This window comes from Rhodoferax sp. SPJ21 (assembly GCF_058216335.1).
The window spans coordinates 484,894-502,830 of record NZ_JBYZMO010000003.1 but is presented as its reverse complement, the minus strand read 5'-3'; the positions used below and the strand labels follow the sequence as shown (position 1 = coordinate 502,830).

Annotated in this window: 13 protein-coding genes; 5 read left to right on the top strand and 8 right to left on the bottom strand. The window is 63.6% G+C overall.

Annotation, left to right across the window (positions count from 1 at the left end; translation table 11 throughout):
* Positions 1 to 8: 8 nt before the first annotated feature.
* Positions 9 to 3,257, top strand: a complete 3,249-nt coding sequence (locus AC4BBN_RS17560) for an EAL domain-containing protein (protein ID WP_490593287.1) — start codon at positions 9 to 11, stop codon at positions 3,255 to 3,257.
* 30 nt (positions 3,258 to 3,287) lie between these two features.
* Here the strand turns inward: AC4BBN_RS17560 and AC4BBN_RS17555 are convergent, their stop codons facing one another.
* The 5 genes from AC4BBN_RS17555 to AC4BBN_RS17535 form a co-directional block, all read right to left on the bottom strand.
* The gene (locus AC4BBN_RS17555) at positions 3,288 to 4,079 is read right to left on the bottom strand and encodes a LytR/AlgR family response regulator transcription factor (RefSeq protein WP_490593286.1); all 792 of its coding nucleotides are present in this window, start codon (positions 4,077 to 4,079) and stop codon (positions 3,288 to 3,290) included.
* A gap of 3 nt (positions 4,080 to 4,082) precedes the next feature.
* Positions 4,083 to 5,108 (bottom strand): sensor histidine kinase, encoded by a 1,026-nt coding sequence (locus AC4BBN_RS17550; RefSeq protein ID WP_490593285.1) that lies wholly within the window; start codon positions 5,106 to 5,108, stop codon positions 4,083 to 4,085.
* Between the two features lie 4 nt (positions 5,109 to 5,112).
* Complete coding sequence (locus tag AC4BBN_RS17545) at positions 5,113 to 5,406, bottom strand: 2TM domain-containing protein (protein WP_490593284.1); 294 nt, start codon at positions 5,404 to 5,406, stop codon at positions 5,113 to 5,115.
* 33 nt (positions 5,407 to 5,439) lie between these two features.
* Positions 5,440 to 5,823, bottom strand: a complete 384-nt coding sequence (locus AC4BBN_RS17540) for a DUF2306 domain-containing protein (protein ID WP_490593283.1) — start codon at positions 5,821 to 5,823, stop codon at positions 5,440 to 5,442.
* A 121-nt stretch (positions 5,824 to 5,944) separates the two neighbouring features.
* Positions 5,945 to 7,312, bottom strand: coding sequence for a chloride channel protein (locus tag AC4BBN_RS17535; RefSeq protein WP_490593282.1), 1,368 nt, complete (start codon positions 7,310 to 7,312; stop codon positions 5,945 to 5,947).
* Positions 7,313 to 7,369: 57 nt separating this feature from the next.
* Here AC4BBN_RS17535 and AC4BBN_RS17530 point away from each other — a divergent pair, with 57 nt between their 5' ends.
* Together AC4BBN_RS17530 and AC4BBN_RS17525 are read left to right on the top strand one after the other, a co-directional pair.
* Complete coding sequence (locus AC4BBN_RS17530) at positions 7,370 to 7,858, top strand: MarR family winged helix-turn-helix transcriptional regulator (RefSeq protein WP_490593281.1); 489 nt, start codon at positions 7,370 to 7,372, stop codon at positions 7,856 to 7,858.
* A gap of 28 nt (positions 7,859 to 7,886) precedes the next feature.
* Positions 7,887 to 9,140: a putative Na+/H+ antiporter gene (locus AC4BBN_RS17525; protein ID WP_490593280.1), complete on the top strand. Its 1,254-nt coding sequence runs from the start codon at positions 7,887 to 7,889 to the stop codon at positions 9,138 to 9,140.
* A 15-nt stretch (positions 9,141 to 9,155) separates the two neighbouring features.
* Here the strand turns inward: AC4BBN_RS17525 and AC4BBN_RS17520 are convergent, their stop codons facing one another.
* The 3 genes from AC4BBN_RS17520 to AC4BBN_RS17510 all read right to left on the bottom strand — a co-directional run bounded on the left by AC4BBN_RS17520 (position 9,156) and on the right by AC4BBN_RS17510 (position 15,084).
* On the bottom strand, positions 9,156 to 11,144 hold the full coding sequence (locus tag AC4BBN_RS17520) for a secretin GspD/PilQ domain-containing protein (RefSeq protein WP_490593279.1): 1,989 nt from the start codon (positions 11,142 to 11,144) through the stop codon (positions 9,156 to 9,158).
* A gap of 245 nt (positions 11,145 to 11,389) precedes the next feature.
* Positions 11,390 to 13,513, bottom strand: coding sequence for a putative bifunctional diguanylate cyclase/phosphodiesterase (locus tag AC4BBN_RS17515; RefSeq protein WP_490593278.1), 2,124 nt, complete (start codon positions 13,511 to 13,513; stop codon positions 11,390 to 11,392).
* Positions 13,513 to 15,084, bottom strand: a complete 1,572-nt coding sequence (locus AC4BBN_RS17510; RefSeq protein ID WP_490593277.1) for a methyl-accepting chemotaxis protein — start codon at positions 15,082 to 15,084, stop codon at positions 13,513 to 13,515. The genes AC4BBN_RS17515 and AC4BBN_RS17510 overlap by 1 nt, the downstream gene beginning before the upstream one ends.
* 223 nt (positions 15,085 to 15,307) lie before the next feature.
* Between AC4BBN_RS17510 and AC4BBN_RS17505 the strand changes: the two genes are divergently transcribed.
* Positions 15,308 to 15,847 (top strand): hypothetical protein, encoded by a 540-nt coding sequence (locus tag AC4BBN_RS17505; protein ID WP_490593276.1) that lies wholly within the window; start codon positions 15,308 to 15,310, stop codon positions 15,845 to 15,847.
* 36 nt (positions 15,848 to 15,883) lie between these two features.
* Complete coding sequence (locus AC4BBN_RS17500) at positions 15,884 to 17,893, top strand: alkaline phosphatase (protein ID WP_490593275.1); 2,010 nt, start codon at positions 15,884 to 15,886, stop codon at positions 17,891 to 17,893.
* The last annotated feature ends 44 nt before the right edge of the window (positions 17,894 to 17,937 follow it).

Below are 17,937 nucleotides of genomic sequence, written 5' to 3'. Positions count from 1 at the left end.
ACTGACGCATGGCAAAAATACTGGTTGTCGATGACCAAGCTCCGAACCGCGAACTACTGGTGACCCTGATTGGTTACACCGGACACCAGGCCCTGCAGGCGTCAGACGGCGCCGAGGCCTTGGCGATCGTGCGTGAGCAGCGGCCCGAACTGGTGATTTCGGACATTCTCATGCCCACCATGGACGGCTACGAGTTTGTGCGCCAACTGCGTGCCGACCCGCTGGTGGCGGCCACCGAGGTCATCTTCTACAGCGCGCACTACCGAGAGCGCGAGGCACGCAACCTGGCCAAAAGCTGCGGCGTGACGCGCGTGCTGGTCAAGCCCAGCGAACCCGAAGAAATCTTGCGCGTCATAGAGCAGTCCCTGCAGCGGGTGCCCGAGCCTATCCCTCCGCCGGATGTGGCAGCCTTTGACCGTGAGCATCTGCAGGTGATGACAGACAAGCTGTCTGAAAAGCTGGATGACCTGCGTGCCACCAACCGCCGCCTGGAGGCCCTGAGCGCGCTCAACCTGCACCTGGCGTCCGAGCAGGACCCCTACACGCTGTTGGACAAGGTATGTCGCGGCGCCCGTGATTTGATGGGCGCCAAGTACGCTGTGCTGTGTGTGAACGGCAAGAATGGTGGCTCACCCGTGTTTTTCACCAGCGGTATAGACCCCAGCCTGCTACAGACCCTGGAGCGCCCGCATGTAGACACCGGCGCTTTGGGGGGGGTGTATTCCCGGCGCCAGTCCGTGCGCATGGACTGCCCGGGTGGTGATCCCGTGGCCATAGGACTGCCAAGCAACTACCCGTCGCTGCACAGCTGTCTGCTGGCTCCAGTGGCATCGATTTCACAATGCTATGGCTGGATCTGCCTGGCGGACAAACTGGGTGCCCTGCGCTTCAGTGAAGAAGACGAAACCATGGCGTCCACCATGATGGCCCAGGTTGGTCGCATTTACGAGAACGGTAGTTTGTACGCCACCGTGCGCCAGCATGCAGAGCAGTTGCAGATCGAGATTACACAGCGCCAGCAGGCCGCAGAAGCGCTGCAGGTCAGCGAAGAGCGGCTGTACCGGGCGCAGATACTGGCCAAGCTGTCCCACGTCATCACTGGGCCGCAGGGTGTAGTGGAAAGCTGGCCGGACACCTTGCCGCCCTTGCTGGGGCTCAAGTCCGAGCACATGGTGGACTCTGCCCGTGCCTGGCTGGCGCTGGTGCACCCGGATGACCGCACCCTGGTCAGGGCGAAGATGCTGGAGGCCGATCTAACCGGCGCGCGGGTGGACTTCACCTACCGCATGCGCCACAGCGATGGCTCGGTAGTCCATATTCGCCAGGTCATAGAGCAACTGGCGGACTCAGAAGCTAAGTCCGCGCCGGTGCGCTGGTTCAACACCATCCAGGACGTGAGCTACCAGAAAGAGGCGGAACGCCGCATCCAGCGACTGAACCGTGTGTACGCCGTGCTCAGCGGCATCAATACGCTCATCGTGCGGGTGCGCACACGCGACGAGCTGTTCAACGGCGCGTGCCAGATTGCGGTCGAGCATGGCCACTTCCAGATGGCGTGGCTGGGCGTGGCGGACTGGGATGCCATGGAGCTGATTCCGGTGGCCTGCGCCGGGGCGCCGCCGGATTTTTTGGCATCCATGCAAAATCGCTTCAGCCTGGAAGAGCGCGCGCCGATGGCCACGCCCATCTCTGTGCGCGCAGTGCAGGGCAGGCGCCCGGTTGTGATCAACGATATGCAGGAGTACGCAGGCAGCTGGTACTTTCGCCAGAGCATGGACCCGAGCATCCGCTCCCTGGCCTATCTGCCGCTGATGGTGTCCGACAAGGCCGTGGGGGTGCTGGTGCTGTCCGCTGACGAGACCGGCTTTTTTGACGACGAGGAAAAGCTGCTGCTGACGGATCTGGCTGGTGACATCGGCTTTGCCATGGACCACCTCGACAAGGAAGAACGGCTTAACTATCTGGCCTACTACGACGTCATTACCGGCCTGCCAAACCGCAGTCTGTTCCTGGAACATGTGAGCCAACATTTCCGCCCGCATGACAGCGGCAAAAACGCGCTGGCCATTGGACTGGTGGACATTGAGCGCTTCCGCGTCATCAACGACACCATTGGGCGCCAAGCCGGCGACGCCTTGCTGCGCCAGGTGGCCGAGCGCATACGCGCCAGCAGCGTGGGGCTGGAAACCTTGGCCCGGGTGGGGGTGAACTGCTTTGGCGTGGTGGTGCATGACCAGCGCGACGAGGGCGCCGTGGCACTGATACTGGAGCAGCTGCTGCGCGACTGCTTTGCCAAGCCGTATCTGGTGGACGGTACGGAGCTGCGTATCGCCGGCAAGGCAGGCATTGCGCTCTACCCGGTAGACGGCAATGATGCGGAGATGCTGCTGCGCAATGCCGAAGCGGCGCTCAAGCGGGCCAAGGGCTCGGCCGAGTCCGTGCTGTTTTATGCCCCCGAGATGGATACCCGCGTGGCCAAGGCGCTGGATTTGGAGAGCCGGCTGCGCACGGCGCTGGAGCTGGGCCAGTTCGTTCTGTACTACCAACCCAAGATCAGCCTGGTGAATGGCCTGCTCACCGGAGCCGAGGCGCTGATACGCTGGAACGACCCGAAAACCGGCCTGGTGCCGCCCGCGAACTTCATTCCCCTGCTGGAAGAAACCGGCATGATTTACGAGGTGGGCCTCTGGGCTATGCGCCAGGCCATCCAGGACAATATGCGCTGGCGTGCCGAGGGCCTGACCCCCGTGCGCATTGCCGTCAACGTATCGCCTTTGCAGCTGCGGCACCGCAATTTTGTGGCTGCGGTCCAGCAGTCCATCAGCGTGGATAAAAATGCGGCGGCCGGGCTGGAGCTGGAAATTACCGAGAGCCTGATCATGGACAACGTGCAGACCAATAGCGAGAGCTTGCGGGCTATACGCGCATTGGGCGTGCGTATTGCCATAGACGACTTCGGCACCGGTTACTCCTCGCTCAGCCATTTGTCTCGGCTGCCGGTAGACACCCTGAAAATCGACCGCTCCTTTGTGCTGGAGATGGTGGCTGGGCCGCAAGGTCTGGCCTTGGTCTCCACCATCGTCACCTTGGCGCATTCCTTCCGCCTCAAGGTGGTGGCCGAGGGGGTGGAAACCAGCGAGCAGGAGCGTCTGCTGCGCCTGCTGGGTTGCGATGAAATGCAGGGCTATTTGATCAGCAAGCCGGTGCCGGCCGATGTCTTCGAGTCCCGCTACCTGGCCCAACTGGCCAGCGGTTGAGCGGCAGCGGCGTGTGCGGGCGGAGCCACCCTACATGGCTTTGAACAGGTGCGCGTACAGCCGGCTCACGGCCAGCTTTTCGGGCCGGGCGCGCAGCGTGATCTGCAGCTTGCCGGTGGCGTCGCGCAGCACGCTGTCTATGGCCTGGGCTTGCACCACGGTACCGCGGTGCACCTGCCAGAAGCGGTGTGCATCCAGCTGCGGCAGCAGCTCTTTGAGCGGCGTGCGCAGCAGGTATTCATGCTGGGCGGTGAGCACGCGCACGTATTTGTCGGCGGCTTCCAGGTAGACCACCTCGTCCAGCGGCACCATGCGGATGCTGTTGCCGCTGCTGGCCTGTAGCATATTCAGCGGCGCCGGCGGGGTACCTGGAGCTGCGCCTAGCAAGCTGCGGAGCTGGTCCAGGGTTGCTTCCAAATGTGTAGCTGCTGGCGCATATTTGGCGAGCGCCAGCTGCAGTTTGGCCACCGTCTTTTGCAGGCGGGCGGTTTGTACTGGTTTCAGCAGATAGTCCACCGCCTGGGCCTCGAAGGCCTGCACGGCGTAGTCGTCGAAGGCGGTCACAAACACCAGGGCGGGGAAGGGCGTGCCGGTGGGCCATTGGTCGGCCAGCTCGGCGGCGGCTTCCAGCCCGTCCAGGCCGGGCATGCGGATGTCGAAGAACAGCAATTGGGGCCGTAGCTGCAGGGCCTGGGCCACGGCCGACGCTCCGTCGGCCACGCTGGCGACGATGCGCAGTTCTGGCCAGGCCTGGGCCAGGGCGGCTTGCAGTGCCTGGGCTAGCAGGGGTTCGTCTTCGGCGATCAGGGCGGTGGCGTGCATGCTTTAGCGATTTATAAAGAATATGGCTCTGGCGCAGGTACCACCTGCACTGGAAGCTATCAACTCGATAGCGGACTGCGGGCCGTAGGCGGTCGCCAGCTGTTCGCGCACCAGGGCCAGGCCGAAGCCACTTGCTGTTGCTGCGGCAAAGGAGGGCGGCAAGCCCACGCCGCTGTCTACCACCTCCAGCAGCACACGGTTACCGCTGCGGCTGGCGCTGACCCGGATGCTGCCGCCCGCCACCTGCGGCTCCAGGCCGTGGCGTATGGCGTTCTCTACCAGGGGCTGCAGCAGCAGGCTGGGCACGGGCAGGTCGGCCAGCGCGGCGGGCAGGTCCAGTGTGTACTGCAGGCGCGGGCCCATGCGCACGGCCATCAGCTCCAGATAGTCCTGCAGCCGGGCGAACTCGGCGCTGAGCGGGTGCATGGTCTGGCGCGATGCGCTCAGCGTGGCGCGCAGAAAGTCCACTAGGCGGTCCAGCATGGCGGTGGCGCGGGGCGGGTCCAGCGGGATCAGTGCGCGCAGATTGGCCAGGGTGTTGAACAGCATGTGCGGCTCCAGCTGGGCCTGCAGCAGCTGCAGCCGGGCCTCGGCCATGTGCAGCTGCTGGGCGGCGTTGCGCTCGCGCGCCTGGCGCAGCAGCATCTGGCTGATGAAATAGTAGGTGCCCGCAGCGCCGGCAACCAGACTGAGCACGAGGTAGGGCAGGCGCGCCAGGCTGTACCAGTCCAGCGGCAGATCCAGCAGCAGCCGGGCCAGCACACTGCCACCCAGATAGCCCAGCAGCACGCCGGCTGGCACGATCAGCAGCAGTCGCCACCAATGGCGGTCCATGTCGCAGACCCAGAGGCGCGACACGGGTTCTATCGCCGCCCAGATGCCCAGGCCTATGCAGTGCGAAAACACCAGGTTGCTGGCCAGGTCGTAGGGGCCGGCCAGCGTCAGGCCCAGGGCGATCAGGGTGTTCAGTGCCAGCACGGGGACCAGTACGGCCAACACCCGTGGCAGGGGCAAGTTGCTCAGGCGCATGCGGCTAGCTTTTCCGCTCGCGTTCACGCAGCAGACGTTCGCGCTCCTGCTGCACCAGGCGTTCGCGCCAACTGCTGCCTGGCGGCAGCGCAAACACGACCAGACCGTGGATGAGCAGGCCCAGGCCCCAGCCAAAGGCCGAGGTCAGCACAAAGTGCCGGCCGTTGTAGAGCGACAAAAAGGCCAGCCCGGTGTTGACCACCAGAAACACCAGGGCGTGGATGTACCAGCCCATCTTGCGGCCTGCGCGCCGCCGGGCCAGGGCTTCGAGATCATCAGAGTTGTCAGCAGCAGACATGGGGGCTCCCGGGTAGGTTTGGATTGTGCATGCTCATAGCCAGCCCAGCCACTGGCCCCAAATCAGCTGGCCGAGGTAGCGCTGCGGCAGCAGGGTGAATAGCCCGGCCACCACGCAGGCGCTGAAGTACAGCCTTTGCATGGTCAGGCGGTGGGTGGCAATGTCGCCGCGCGACAGCGCCTGGAACGCACGGAACAGGTAGAACGCGGTGGCCGCAATCAGCAGGTGGATGGGCGTGTAGCCCGCCAGGTTGGGCAGCTGAAAGTCCCGGATGAACAGCGCGGACGTGGCGGTCACCAGCATCAGCGTTACCCAGGCATAGCCAAACGCCCGGTGCAGGCGCGGGCGCTGGCTGCGGCCCTTGCGTGCCCACAGGGCGACAGGGCCGGTGGCTAGCGCCAGCAGAGCGGCGGTCATGTGGACGGCTATCAGGGGTGTGAGCGTTGCAATCGGCATAGCAGGCAGCAGTGGAATGGCAATGCCTGCACTGTGCCGGCGGCCGTGGGCTGCGGCCAGTGGTATGCGACGAACTGCAGATTCAGTGGTGCGGGTTGCTGCTATGCGGTGTGGGCGGTACAGGTAGCGGCTGGGGCAGGCGCCCCAGTTGTAGATTTGCCAGCGACGCATACAGCGGAGCGCTGACCAGGCGAGACACCCCGCTGGCCACCAGCGCGCTGGCCATCAGGCTCAGCACTAGGCCGTGGCCGTCCACCATCTCCATGACGATGATGAAAGAGGTCATGGGCGCCTGGGTCACCGCCGCCAGAAAGCCCACCATGCCCAGGGCGATCAGCGTGGGGGCGTTGGCATAGTGGGTCAGCTGCGCAATGTCGTTGCCCAGCGCACCGCCAATCGCCAGCGAGGGGGCAAAGATGCCGCCGGGCACGCCGGCCCAGCTGGTGATCCAGGTGGCGCAGAACTTCAGTAGGACATACAGCGGCGCCAGGGCCGATGCATCGCCCGCGCCTTCCAGCATGGCCCGCGTGTGGCCGTAGCCGCTGCCGTAGGCCGTGCCCTGGCTGGCGCAGCCCAATAACGCCACCAGCAGGCCGCAGCCTGCGGCGAAGCCTACCGGCGACTGCTTGCGCCAGCGGCTGAACCGGTCTTTGGAACTGCCTGCCAGCGATACCGCCAGCAGCCGCGCAAACAGCCCGCCCGCGGCACCACTCAGCACCGCCACCAGCAGGCCCGGCAGCAGCAGAGTCCAACCCAGGTTGTCCACCCGTATCACGCCGAAGTAGGTGGCGTTGCCGTAGACCGACACGGCCATCAGCCCGCCCAGCACGATGGCCGCCAGCACCAGACCATTGCTGCGCTGCTCGGGCTTGCGCGAAAGCTCTTCGATGGCAAACATCACGCCTCCCAGCGGGGTGTTGAAGGCGGCGGCAATGCCGGCCGCGCCGCCGGCCAGTAGCAGGCCGTAGTCGGACACGCGGGCGCCACGCGGCAGCCAGCGCCGTGCATGGTGCATCACGCCCGCCGCAATTTGAACCGACGGGCCTTCGCGCCCCAGCGACAGGCCGGCCAGCAGGCCACAGGCCGTCAGCAACATCTTGGCTACTGACAGGCGCAGGGACACAAACAAGGCCCGTGCAGCCGTGGGCACACCGGGCGTCATGGCCGCCATCACCTGCGGAATGCCCGAGCCCGCCGCACCGGGGGCAAAGCGCCGCGTCAGCCAGACAATGGCTGCCGTGCAGGCAGGCGTCCACAGCAGGGGCAGCCACCAGGCATAGCTGTTGAGCCGGGAGAAATACGCCAGCGCATGCTCTGTCAGCCAGGTGAAGCCCACGACGGTCAAGCCGGCCAGAATGGCAAAGCCCAGCACGACGGCTCGGCCAGCCCACAAGCGCCAGTCGGCGACCTCGCGCTGCAGCGCGGAAAAAATACGGGGATGTGGGTCCATGGGGGAGGGTGTAAAGAGGCGGTGTTTGATTTTATATTGCCCCAAATATAATAAGATATGACCCGTAAAAAGCAGACTGTTGTGGACCCCGCCAGCACCGCCCAGGTGCTGCGCCGCTTTCGTGTGGTGTTCAACGCCGTGCGCAGCCACTTCCAGCAGGTGGAGAACCAGGTGGGACTGGGGGGCGCCCAGGTGTGGGCGCTGGGGGTGGTGCGCGACAGCCCGGGCATAGGCATGGGGGCTTTGGCCCAGCGCATGGACATCCACCAGTCCACCGCCAGCAACCTGGTCAAAACCCTGCAGCGCAAAGAACTGGTACAGCTGGACAAAGCGCCCGAGGACCGGCGCAATGTGCGGCTGACGGCGACTCCCGCCGGCCTGGCTGTGCTGCAGCAGGTGCCTGGTCCGTTTGAAGGCGTGCTGCCCCAGGCTCTGGGTAAACTGCCTGCAGCCAGCCTGCAAAGGCTGGACCAGGATTTGGCCGAGCTGATAGGGCTGCTGAAGGCTGATGAAGAGGCCGGCAGCATTCCGCTGGCCGAGCTGTGATGTATCCAACCTACTTACTACCCATGCCATGCAAGCCTCACTGATACAGATCGTCGCCGCCGCCTTGTTCGCGCTGGCATTGCTGCACACCTTTGCCGCCAAATGGTTTGAAGGCCTGGCCCACCGCCATCCGCGCCATGCCGGCCTGTTCCACATCCTGGGCGAGGTGGAGGTGGTGTTTGGCCTGTGGGCTTTTGTTTTGGTGGTGGCGATGGCGGTGCTGACCACGGGCGCCGAGGCGCTGGCCTATGCCGAGTCGCGCCACTACACCGAGCCCTTGTTTGTGTTCGTGGTGATGGTGGTGGCCGCATCACGCCCGGTGTTGACGCTGGTGCAAAGCAGTCTGATGGCTGTGGCGCGCCTGGTGCCTTTGCCCACGCCGGTGGTGTTGGCCTGGCTGGGCCTGGCCCTGGTGCCGCTGCTGGGTTCGCTGATTACCGAGCCAGCTGCCATGACCCTGGCCGCGCTGATTTTGGCGCCGCTGGTGTTCCGCCAGGGACCGCCCGAATGGCTGAAGTACGGCGCCTTGGGCGTGCTGTTTGTCAACGTGTCCATCGGTGGCACGCTGACCTCGTATGCCGCGCCGCCGGTGCTGATGGTGGCGGCCGCCTGGCAGTGGGACAGCGCCTTTATGGCCAGCACCTTTGGCTGGCGTGCCTGCGTGGCAGTGCTGGTGAATGCGACCGTGGTGGTGTTTTTATTGCGTCGCCATCTGCACGCGCCTGCTGCTGCCGACGCGCAGGCCGATGCCCCGGTGCCGCTGCTGGTTAGCCTGATCCACCTGGGCTTTCTGGCCGCTGCGGTGGTGTTTGCCCACCACCCGGTGGTGTTTATCGGCCTGTTCCTGTTTTTCATTGGCTACACCCAGGCCTATGCGCAACACCAGAGCCCTTTGATCCTGAAAGAGGGGCTGCTGGTCGGCTTCTTTCTGGCCGGGCTGGTGGTGCTGGGCGGCATGCAGCAGTGGTGGCTGCAGCCCATCGTCTCCAGCCTGGCTCCCACGGCCTTGTTCTTCGGCGCGCTAGGCCTGACTGCCGTGACGGACAACGCGGCGCTGACCTATCTGGGGTCGTTGATCGAAGGCATCTCCGCACAGTCCCAATACATGCTGGTGGCCGGTGCCGTGGCTGGTGGCGGCTTGACGGTGATTGCGAACGCGCCGAATCCTGCGGGTGCGGCGCTGCTGCGGCGCGGTTTTAACGAAGAGTCCATCGGTGCGCTAGGTTTGCTGGCGGGGGCGCTGGCGCCCACGGTGGTCGCAGCAGCCATGTTTCTGCTGTAGATACTGAGCAGCTTCTCAGGTGGCGGGAACGGCTGCGGCGGACAGAGGCGGCAACGTGGGCAGGCTGGTGTCGGGTGGCAGTTGGTGGATGTCCATCGGCATCTCCTTCTGCTTGGCGCGGATGTAGTCGTAGCGGTCCATCGATAGCGCGTTGCTGGCGTTCTCATCGGCCATCACCACCGGGCGCAGAAACACCAGCAGATTGGTCTTTTTGCGGGTGCGGCTCATGCTGCGGAACAGCGCGCCGAGAAGGGGCACATCCGCAATACCCGGTACCTGCGCCGCGTCGTCGGTGTGGCTGTCTTCGATCAGGCCTCCCAGCACAATGGTCTTGCCGTTGTTGACCATGACGGTGGACTCGATGGAGCGTTTGTTGGTGGTCGGCCCGGTGGTGGAACTGGTGGATGCGACCGATGACGACTCCTGGTAGATGGTCATGCGGATGCTGCCGTTCTGGCCGATTTGCGGGCGTATGCGCAGGGTGATGCCCACGTCCTTGCGCTCTATGGTCTGGAACGGGCTGGAGCTAGAGCTGGAGGTGGTGGTGTACGAGCCGGTGATGAAGGGTACGTTTTGCCCCACCACGATCTTGGCCTCTTCGTTGTCCAGCGTCACGATGTTGGCGGTGGACAGGATGTTGGTGCCGGTCATCTCCTCGAGTGCCTTGGCCACCGTGCCCAGGGTCAAAGTGGTGCTGCTGCTGACGTCGAACAGCGAGGCCCATTGCACGCCCAGGTCCACGGTCTTGGTGGCATCTACCTCCACCACCAGCGACTCCACATACAGCTGTGCGCGGCGCGAGTCCAGCTGTTCGATGATGGGGTACATCTCGCGAAAGCGCGGCTCGGGCGCGGTAATGATCAGGGAATTGCTGGCCGGGTCGGCCTGGATGCCGCCGCCAGTCGAAGGCTGGGCCGTGGCGGTGATGGGTGTGCTGGCCTGGGAGCTTTCGCTGCTGCTGCTTGCACTCGAACTGCTGCTGGCGGCTTGTGTCACGCTGGGGGTGCTGCTGCTAGAACCGCTGCTACCGCCACTCGCCGAGTCGGACGACGGGAAGGCGGCACGCAGCACCTTGGCCAGGCGGGTGGCGTCGGCGTTCTTCAGGTAGATCACCCGCACATTGCTATTTGCACGGGGCCGGTCCAGCCTTGCCACCAGGGAGCGGATGAAGGCCAGTTGCGCCAGGTTGGGCGCACGCACCAGCAGGCTGTTGCTCTGCGTGTCGGCAAGCACCGATGCGCCACCGCTAGAAGCCGTTGCCGTGCTGGCCGCTGCAGGCGCGGCGGCTGCACCAGGGCTGGGCGTTGTTGTGGCGCCGCTGCTGGCGCCGGTGTTGCCGGTCTTGCCGCCAGAGTTGTCGGTCAGGCGCTGCACGGTTGCGGCCAGGTCGGCGGCCAGAGCGTGCTGCAGCGGCATGACTTCCACATCGGTGGCGCTGGGTGTATCCATTGCGGCAATGATGGTGCGCAGCCGTACCAGGTTGTTGGCGTAGTCGGTGATGACCAGGGAGTTGTTGCCGCTGTTCACGTTGATCACGTTGTTGGCGCTGATCAGCGGGCGCAGTACCGGCACCAGGTTGTTGGCGTTTTCGTAGTTCAGCTTGAATATCTCGGTGACGATCTGGTCACCGCGCTGCGCGCCAGCGTCCAGCCGTACCGACTCGGACTGCAGCTTGCCTTCGGTCTCGGGCACGATTTTGTAGAGCCCCGCTGTCTCCACCATGGTGTAGCCCTGCATGCGCAGGGCTGCCAGAAATTGGTCCCAGGCCTTGGTCGGTGTGGTGGGTGTATCGGTACTCAGCGAGAGTGTGCCTTTGACGCGCGGGTCCACCACCAGGTTTCGGCCGGTGATCACGGCCAGTGTGCGGGCCACGGCCTCGATCTCGGCGTTGGAGAAATTCAGCGTGATGGCTTTCGATCCGGGCGCTGCTGCCAGAGCAGGGAGCGCCAGGCCCTGCAGCAGCAAGACCAGCCCTAGAAGGGAAACGCGGGAGAAGGAGGGCATCGGAATCGCATATGGCTGAGGGGCAGGATGGGGCCAGCAGCGCGGCGTGGGCCTGCTCTGTGGCGGTAAACCGCCCACGGGGTGTTTGCAACCCGGGGCCGGCGCATTCTGCACGCACCATGTGGAGGGAATATATGCCTTGTGTATCGCTTTATGAAGCAGCCGAGGAGTCGCTGCTTGCAACGATGTTTTGCTTCTAATTTAATAGCGGCTTACGATTTATTCATATGCGCCAGAGCCTCTTTTTATATAAATTTCTGCAGCACGCCCGCTGGCTCGGGCCTGCCAAAGTGGTAGCCCTGGAAGGCGTCGCAGCCCAGGCCGGCCAAGAAGTCGCGCTGGGCAGCGGTTTCCACACCCTCAGCGATTACCGCCAGGCCCAGGTTGTGGCCTAGGGCGACGATGGTGCGGGCGATCATCGCGTCGCTGGTGTCGGTCAGGATGTCGCGCACAAAGCTCTGGTCGATTTTCAGCTGGTCCAGCGGCAGGCGCTTTAGGTGTGTTAACGACGAGTAGCCGGTGCCGAAGTCGTCCAGCGAGAAGCACACGCCCCGGGCTTTCAACTGGTTCATCTTGAGGATCACGTCCTGCATATCGTTGACCAGCATGCTTTCGGTCAGTTCCAGTTTCAGCAGGTGTGGGTTGGCGCCGGTGTGCTGCAATGCAGCCACGACAGTCGCCACGAAGTCGGCCTGGGCGAACTGGCTGGCGCTGACGTTGACTGCCATGGTCCAGTGCGCAGTGGCAGGCTGAGCAGCCCAGGCCCGCAGCTGCGCGCAGGCGGTTTCCAGCACCCATTGGCCCAGGGGCAAAATGAGCCCGCTTTCTTCGGCCAGCGCAATGAATTGCCCGGGGGGCACTGTGCCGCGCTGTGGGCTGAACCAGCGCACCAGGGCCTCGGCGCCGACTGGCATACCTCGCTCATTCACTTGTACCTGGTAGTGCAGCATGAATTCGTTTTGCGCCAGGCCTTGGCGTAGGTCTTTTTCCAGCTCGGCACGGGCCAGCACAGCGGCCTGCATGGAGGGGTCGAAAAAGCAGGCCGTGTTGCGGCCGGCCGATTTGGCCTGGTACATGGCTACGTCGGCTTTTTTCAGTAACTCCTCCTGGCTGGTGGGGTCTTGCGCAAACACCACGATGCCTATGCTGGGTGTGCTTTCGTGGATCTGTTCGCGCAGGGTATAGGGCTGGCTCAGTGCGTACAGTATTTTGTTGGCAACGGCTTCGGTCTGGGTGGCGGCCTCATGGGCATGGCTGCTCAAGTCTTCCAGCAACACCACGAATTCGTCGCCGCCCAGGCGGGCCACGCAGTCCACTTCGCGCATGCAGTCGTTCAGCCGCAGTGCGACTTGCTGCAGCAGCAGGTCGCCCACGTCGTGGCCACGGGTGTCATTGAGCTGCTTGAAATGGTCCAGGTCCAGAAACATGACCGCCCCGTGGTGGTGGCTGCGGTTGGCACTGGCGATGGCTTGCTTCAGGCGGTCCATCAGCATGCGCCGGTTGGGCAGACCCGTTAGCGGGTCGTAGAAGGCCAGGCGGCGGATTTCTTCATCTTGCCGGTGGCGTTGGGTGGTGTCGCGGACTATGCCGATAAAGGTGGGCTGGCCCGCACGGTCCACCTGCGACACCGACAGGCTCATCGGGAATATCTGGCCGTTTTTGCGCAGGCCTTCGACTTCCCGTGGTGTACCGATGATGCGGGCTTCGCCGGTGTGCTGGAAATGCTGCAGATAGCTGTCGTGGTGCAGGCGGTGCGGCGCGGGCATCAACATGGATACATTGCGGCCCAGGACTTCGTCCACGCTGTAGCCAAACATTTTGCCGGCGGCCTTGTTGAAGGATTCCATCAGACCTTGCGCGTTGATGGTGATGACGCCGTCCACCATATTGTCCAGAATCGCCTGGCTGTGCTGGGCCGACGCCCGCAAGGCCTCCTGGCCTGCCAGCAACTGCTGCTTGCGCCGGGTGGTGTTCTGGTGCGACACCACGAAGTGGCCAGGGTGGTCGGACATCGCCGATATACGGACCATGAACCAGCGCTTTTCTTGGGCGGTGTGGCAGGGATATTCGTAGTCGAAGGCTTCAGCCTCTCCATCCAGCACGGCCTGGATTTGGGGGCGCACCGGGCCGGAAGGCGCCTCGTTGTGGCCGACGTGGAGGTGGCACATGTCCAGGTAGTTGCTGCCAGGCCAGGGATGGTCGGGCGGCAAGCCATGGTGGCCGAAGTCGCGCCAGGCCCGGTTCACGTAATGGATTTGGCCTGTCCCGTCGATGATGGCGATCTGGCTGTACAGCGAGTCGAGTACCGACGCAGACAGGCTGCCGGTCTGGGGCGTGCCGCCCCAGCCAGCATGAAGGTCCGCATACATCAGCGCATGTCTGAGGGCAGGTGAAAGATTTGCACTGCGCGCGCCAGGTTCAGGCTGCTGTCGCTCAGGCCTTCGGCCGAGGCAGCCGATTGCTCGACCAGTGCGGCGTTTTGCTGCGTCACGGTGTCCAGCTGGGTCACGGCCTCATTGACCTGCGAGATGCCTAGCGACTGCTCTTGCGTGGCATTGGTGATCTGGCGTATGAGTGCGCCGACTTCCTTCACCGAGGCTACTACTTCGTCGATAGTGCGTCCGGCGTCGCTCATCTGGTTGCTACCGGCTGCAATTTGCTCGGCCGATTGCGCTATCAGTACGCGGATTTCGCGGGCTGCCGTGGCGCTGCGCTGTGCCAGGGCCCGTACCTCGCTGGCTACGACGGCGAAGCCTCGGCCTTGCTCGCCGGCGCGTGCCGCTTCCACGGCGGCATTCAGCGCCAGGATATTGGTTTGAAATGCAATGCTTTCGATCACGCCAATGATCTCTTGCACCTTTTTCGACGAGGCGTTGATGTTCTCCATTGCGACGCCCACCTGGTGCACGGCCTGGCCGCCACGGGTGGCTACGTTGCTGCTCTTTTCTCCCTGTTGGGCAACCTGCCGTGCTGTGTCCGCAGTTTGTTGCACGGTGCTGGACAGCTGCTCCATGCTGGCGGCGGTTTCCTCCAGGCTGCTGGCCTGCGATTCTGTGCGGGCCGACAGGTCCAGGCTACCCGCAGCGATCTCGGCCGCTGTCTGGCTAAAGCCATTGATCTCGGTTTTGACGTCGCCAATCACTGCACGCAGGTTGATCTGGATCTGCCGCAGGCTGCGGCTCAGGCTGCCCAGCGGGCCGCCACGGTCGGCGCCGATGCGGGTGCTGAGGTTGCAGCCCGAAATGTCGGCGGCAAACTTCTCGGCTTCGCTGATCACGTCGGACACTTGGTTCTTGAACCACAGCACCATGACCGACGCACCGGCCAGCTGCAGTGCCACCTGCAGCAGCCTGGCGCCCATGCCTTCCATGCCCAGCAGCACTGGCAGCAGGCCTACGCCCACCATGGCCGCCAGTACCAGCACATAGCGCTGGGTGAAGGAGATGCGTTCCAGCCGGCCTGGCAGGCTGCGCCAGCCTAGCTGGCGCACCGAGCCGGCATGCAACTCGAAGCTGTGCTTGCCGGATTCGCGTTCGGCACGGATGCGTGCATACAGCTGTTCGGCATCCTGGATTTTTTGCCGGCTGGGCTTTGTGCGCACCGACATATAGCCGCGCGGCTTGCCGTTGTGCAAGATGGGGGTGACGTTGGCTTCAACCCAGTAAAAGCTGCCGTCCTTGCGGCGGTTTTTCACCATGCCAGTCCAGGGCCGGCCATGGCCTATGGTCTGCCACATGTCCTTGTACGCTTCGGGGGGCATATCCGGGTGGCGGATCAAGTTATGGGGCTGCCCCACCAACTCATCGTAGCTGTAGCCGCTGACCAGTGCGAATGCATCGTTGCAGTGGGTGATCTGGCCCTTGGTGTCGGTGGTGGACACAAGCATATTGCCGCTCGGGAAGTCGTACTCCTCGGCGCTGACGGGTAGGTTGAGTCGCATGCTGCTGCATTCTTGGCTGTTGCTCGTACTTGACATTAGGCAATAGCTTGGCGCAGGTGTGTATGGCTTGGAGGGAGTATTCCCAGGCCGTCTGATCTAGGTCAAAAGAATCGCGGGTGCAGTGTTGTGCGGGCACGTCTTTTTGTAACTTGACTGACATATTGGCGTCATACCCTATCGCCTTGGTCGAACGCGTTTAGACGTTCGCTACGTGGGAGTGGGTATGTATTTCAAAGGTACGGGGGCTTTGGCCCTGCTATGGGCTTGTATGCTGCCCGCGCAGCAGGCCTGGGCTGACACGGCTGCGCCAGTGGTCGCCAGCGCGGTAGGCGCAGATCTGCGGTTTGCCGAGTTTTTCAAGTTGCCCATAGGCCCGCGCGGCCTGGAGCCTAGCGCCAAGTTGCTGGCGCTGGATGGCAGTAGCGTGCGCATGCTGGGCTACATGGCCCGGCAAGACGGGGAGACTGCCGTGCCCGGTCTGTTCATCCTCGCGCCCGTGCCTGTGACCCTGGGTGATGAGGACGAGAGCTTTGCCGACGACCTGCCGGCAAGTGTGTTGTATGTGCACCTGAATGCTGCCGAACACCAGGGCTATGTGCAGCATATGGCTGGACTGCTGGCAGTGCGCGGCCGGCTGGAGTTGGGCGCGCAGGCTGAAGTTGATGGCCGCATCTCCTTTGTGCGCTTGCTCCTGGACGGCGAGCCCGTGCGCGTGGATGCGCTGCCGGTGGCGGCCGCTCCCGCAAGCCCGTCCACCCATTGAACACATTGAACCCCTTTCATTTTCTGGAGCATTCTGATGTTGCGTAAATCTGGTCTTTCCCGCCGCATGTTGGCGGCTGCCCTGCTAGGTACGGGGGCAGTTTCCGCCCTGGCTGCACCCACGGTGTCGCGCTTGACGCCACCCAGCGAGTTGTTCGCCTCCAACAACCCCAACCCACCCTATATCGCGCGCTTCCTGCCAGGTCAACGGTTTGACTTGCAAGCCACGGTTCGGCTGGATGCAGGCACTACGCTCAAGGACTTTCAGTTCTTGGTCGACGGCATTGCTACCAAGCCTGCGCCAGGTACCACCAGTGTGGTGAGCAGCGGTTTGAGTCTGCCTAAGGACGTGAATGCGGCGGTTGTGTCACAACGTGCTTTTTCCTTGCTCAAAGCAGGTGTGCACCGCTTGACCGTGCAGGCCACACAAAGTGACGGTCAGACTGTGTCGGCCCAGGGCAATTTTGAAATCGTCGCTCTGGAGCGCGAGGGCCGCCCGGCCAAGAACATCATCATCATGCTGGGCGACGGCATGGGCGCTACCCACCGTACCGCCGCTCGCATCATCGGCCGCGGCTACGCACAGGGCAAGGCCCAGGGCAGGCTTGCGATGGATACCTTTCCCTACACCGGCATGGTGATGACTTCGTCGCTGGACGCCATCGTGACCGACTCGTCGCCGGGCATGTCCAACTATGTGACCGGCAACAAGTCCGCCAACAACCAAGAGGGCGTATGGCCTGACGATACGGCCGATGCCTTTGACAACCCGCGTATCGAATACCTGTCGGAATACTTGCATCGCACCCAGGGCAAGGCATTGGGCGTGGTGACCACGGCCGACGTGTTTGACGCCACGCCCGCATCGATGGCGGTGCACACCAGCAACCGAGGCAATGGCACGGGCATCGTGGACCAATTCCTGGACGACCGCAGCCTGACAGGTTTGTCGGTGCTGATGGGTGGGGGGCGCAAGTGGTTCCTGCCGAATGGCGATGCACTGAAGGCCGATGGCTCGCGCGTCGGCCAAGCCCTGAACGGATCGCAGCGTGACAACCGCAGCGACTACGTGCTGCCAGCCGACGTGGTGGCCGGCTGGAAGGCTGCGCCTGGCGCCAAGGATGCCACGCGCGATTTGATTGGTGACTTCCAGAAGGCCGGCTATGCCTATGCGCCCGACCGCGCTGGACTGGATGCCCTGATGAGCGGCAACGGTGGTCCGGACAAGCTGCTGGGCCTGTTCTCGTATTCGAACATGAACGTCGCTTTTGACAAAATCAACAAGCGCCGTGGCGTGTCTACGATCGTGGATGACTATGGTTTTCCTGACCAACCCATGCTGGACGAGATGACCTCAGCCGCGCTGCAGGTGCTGTCCAAGAGCAAGAAGGGCTTTGTCGCCATGATCGAGGGCGCTTCCATTGACAAGCAGTCCCATCTGATGGACACCGACCGCTGGTTGCTGGAGGTGATTGAGTTCGACCGCGCGATCCAGGTGGCCAAGGACTTTGCCGCCAAGCACCCGGACACCATCGTCATCGTCACGGCAGACCACGAGTGCTCAGGCGCATCGATTATTGGGGCCTCTACCAAGCCGATCGCGGCACTGCGCGATGCGACCAACAGCCCGGGCGTGGCTGCCCAGCGCGATGCCGTGGTGGGTACCTACCAAGCTGCCAAGTTCCCCAAATACACCACGTCTGCCGATGGCTACCCCACCAGCACGGATGTGGACTACAAGATGCTGATCGGCTACGGCGCCAACGCCGACCGCTATGAAACCTGGCTGGCCAACGCCACACCCACGCAGGATTCGCAGCAGCCCTTCGTCGGCCAGGCACCGCAAAGCGGCTATCCCGAAAACCCCAATGTGCGCAACCAGAAGACTGGCTTCCTGGTGACGGGCCAGGTCCCCGGCGACCAGGCGGTACATACCGCCACGGACGTGCCTTTGTCCGCCTATGGCCGGGGTGCCTCGGCCTTCACCGGCGTGATGGACAACACCGACGTGTTCTTCAAACTGGCCAAGGCCGCCGGCAGCCGCTAATTGCTATCTAAATGAGAGCTTCCAGCGCAGGTTCTATCTGCGCT

Coding starts and splice junctions, on each gene's coding strand:
- AC4BBN_RS17560 (WP_490593287.1), top strand. CDS start 9: ATGGCAAAAATACTGGTTGTCGATGACCAAGCTCCGAACCGCGAACTA.
- AC4BBN_RS17555 (WP_490593286.1), bottom strand. CDS start 4,079: ATGCACGCCACCGCCCTGATCGCCGAAGACGAACCCCTGCTAGCCCAG.
- AC4BBN_RS17550 (WP_490593285.1), bottom strand. CDS start 5,108: ATGCGCCTGAGCAACTTGCCCCTGCCACGGGTGTTGGCCGTACTGGTC.
- AC4BBN_RS17545 (WP_490593284.1), bottom strand. CDS start 5,406: ATGTCTGCTGCTGACAACTCTGATGATCTCGAAGCCCTGGCCCGGCGG.
- AC4BBN_RS17540 (WP_490593283.1), bottom strand. CDS start 5,823: ATGACCGCCGCTCTGCTGGCGCTAGCCACCGGCCCTGTCGCCCTGTGG.
- AC4BBN_RS17535 (WP_490593282.1), bottom strand. CDS start 7,312: ATGGACCCACATCCCCGTATTTTTTCCGCGCTGCAGCGCGAGGTCGCC.
- AC4BBN_RS17530 (WP_490593281.1), top strand. CDS start 7,370: ATGACCCGTAAAAAGCAGACTGTTGTGGACCCCGCCAGCACCGCCCAG.
- AC4BBN_RS17525 (WP_490593280.1), top strand. CDS start 7,887: ATGCAAGCCTCACTGATACAGATCGTCGCCGCCGCCTTGTTCGCGCTG.
- AC4BBN_RS17520 (WP_490593279.1), bottom strand. CDS start 11,144: ATGCCCTCCTTCTCCCGCGTTTCCCTTCTAGGGCTGGTCTTGCTGCTG.
- AC4BBN_RS17515 (WP_490593278.1), bottom strand. CDS start 13,513: ATGTATGCGGACCTTCATGCTGGCTGGGGCGGCACGCCCCAGACCGGC.
- AC4BBN_RS17510 (WP_490593277.1), bottom strand. CDS start 15,084: ATGCGACTCAACCTACCCGTCAGCGCCGAGGAGTACGACTTCCCGAGC.
- AC4BBN_RS17505 (WP_490593276.1), top strand. CDS start 15,308: ATGTATTTCAAAGGTACGGGGGCTTTGGCCCTGCTATGGGCTTGTATG.
- AC4BBN_RS17500 (WP_490593275.1), top strand. CDS start 15,884: ATGTTGCGTAAATCTGGTCTTTCCCGCCGCATGTTGGCGGCTGCCCTG.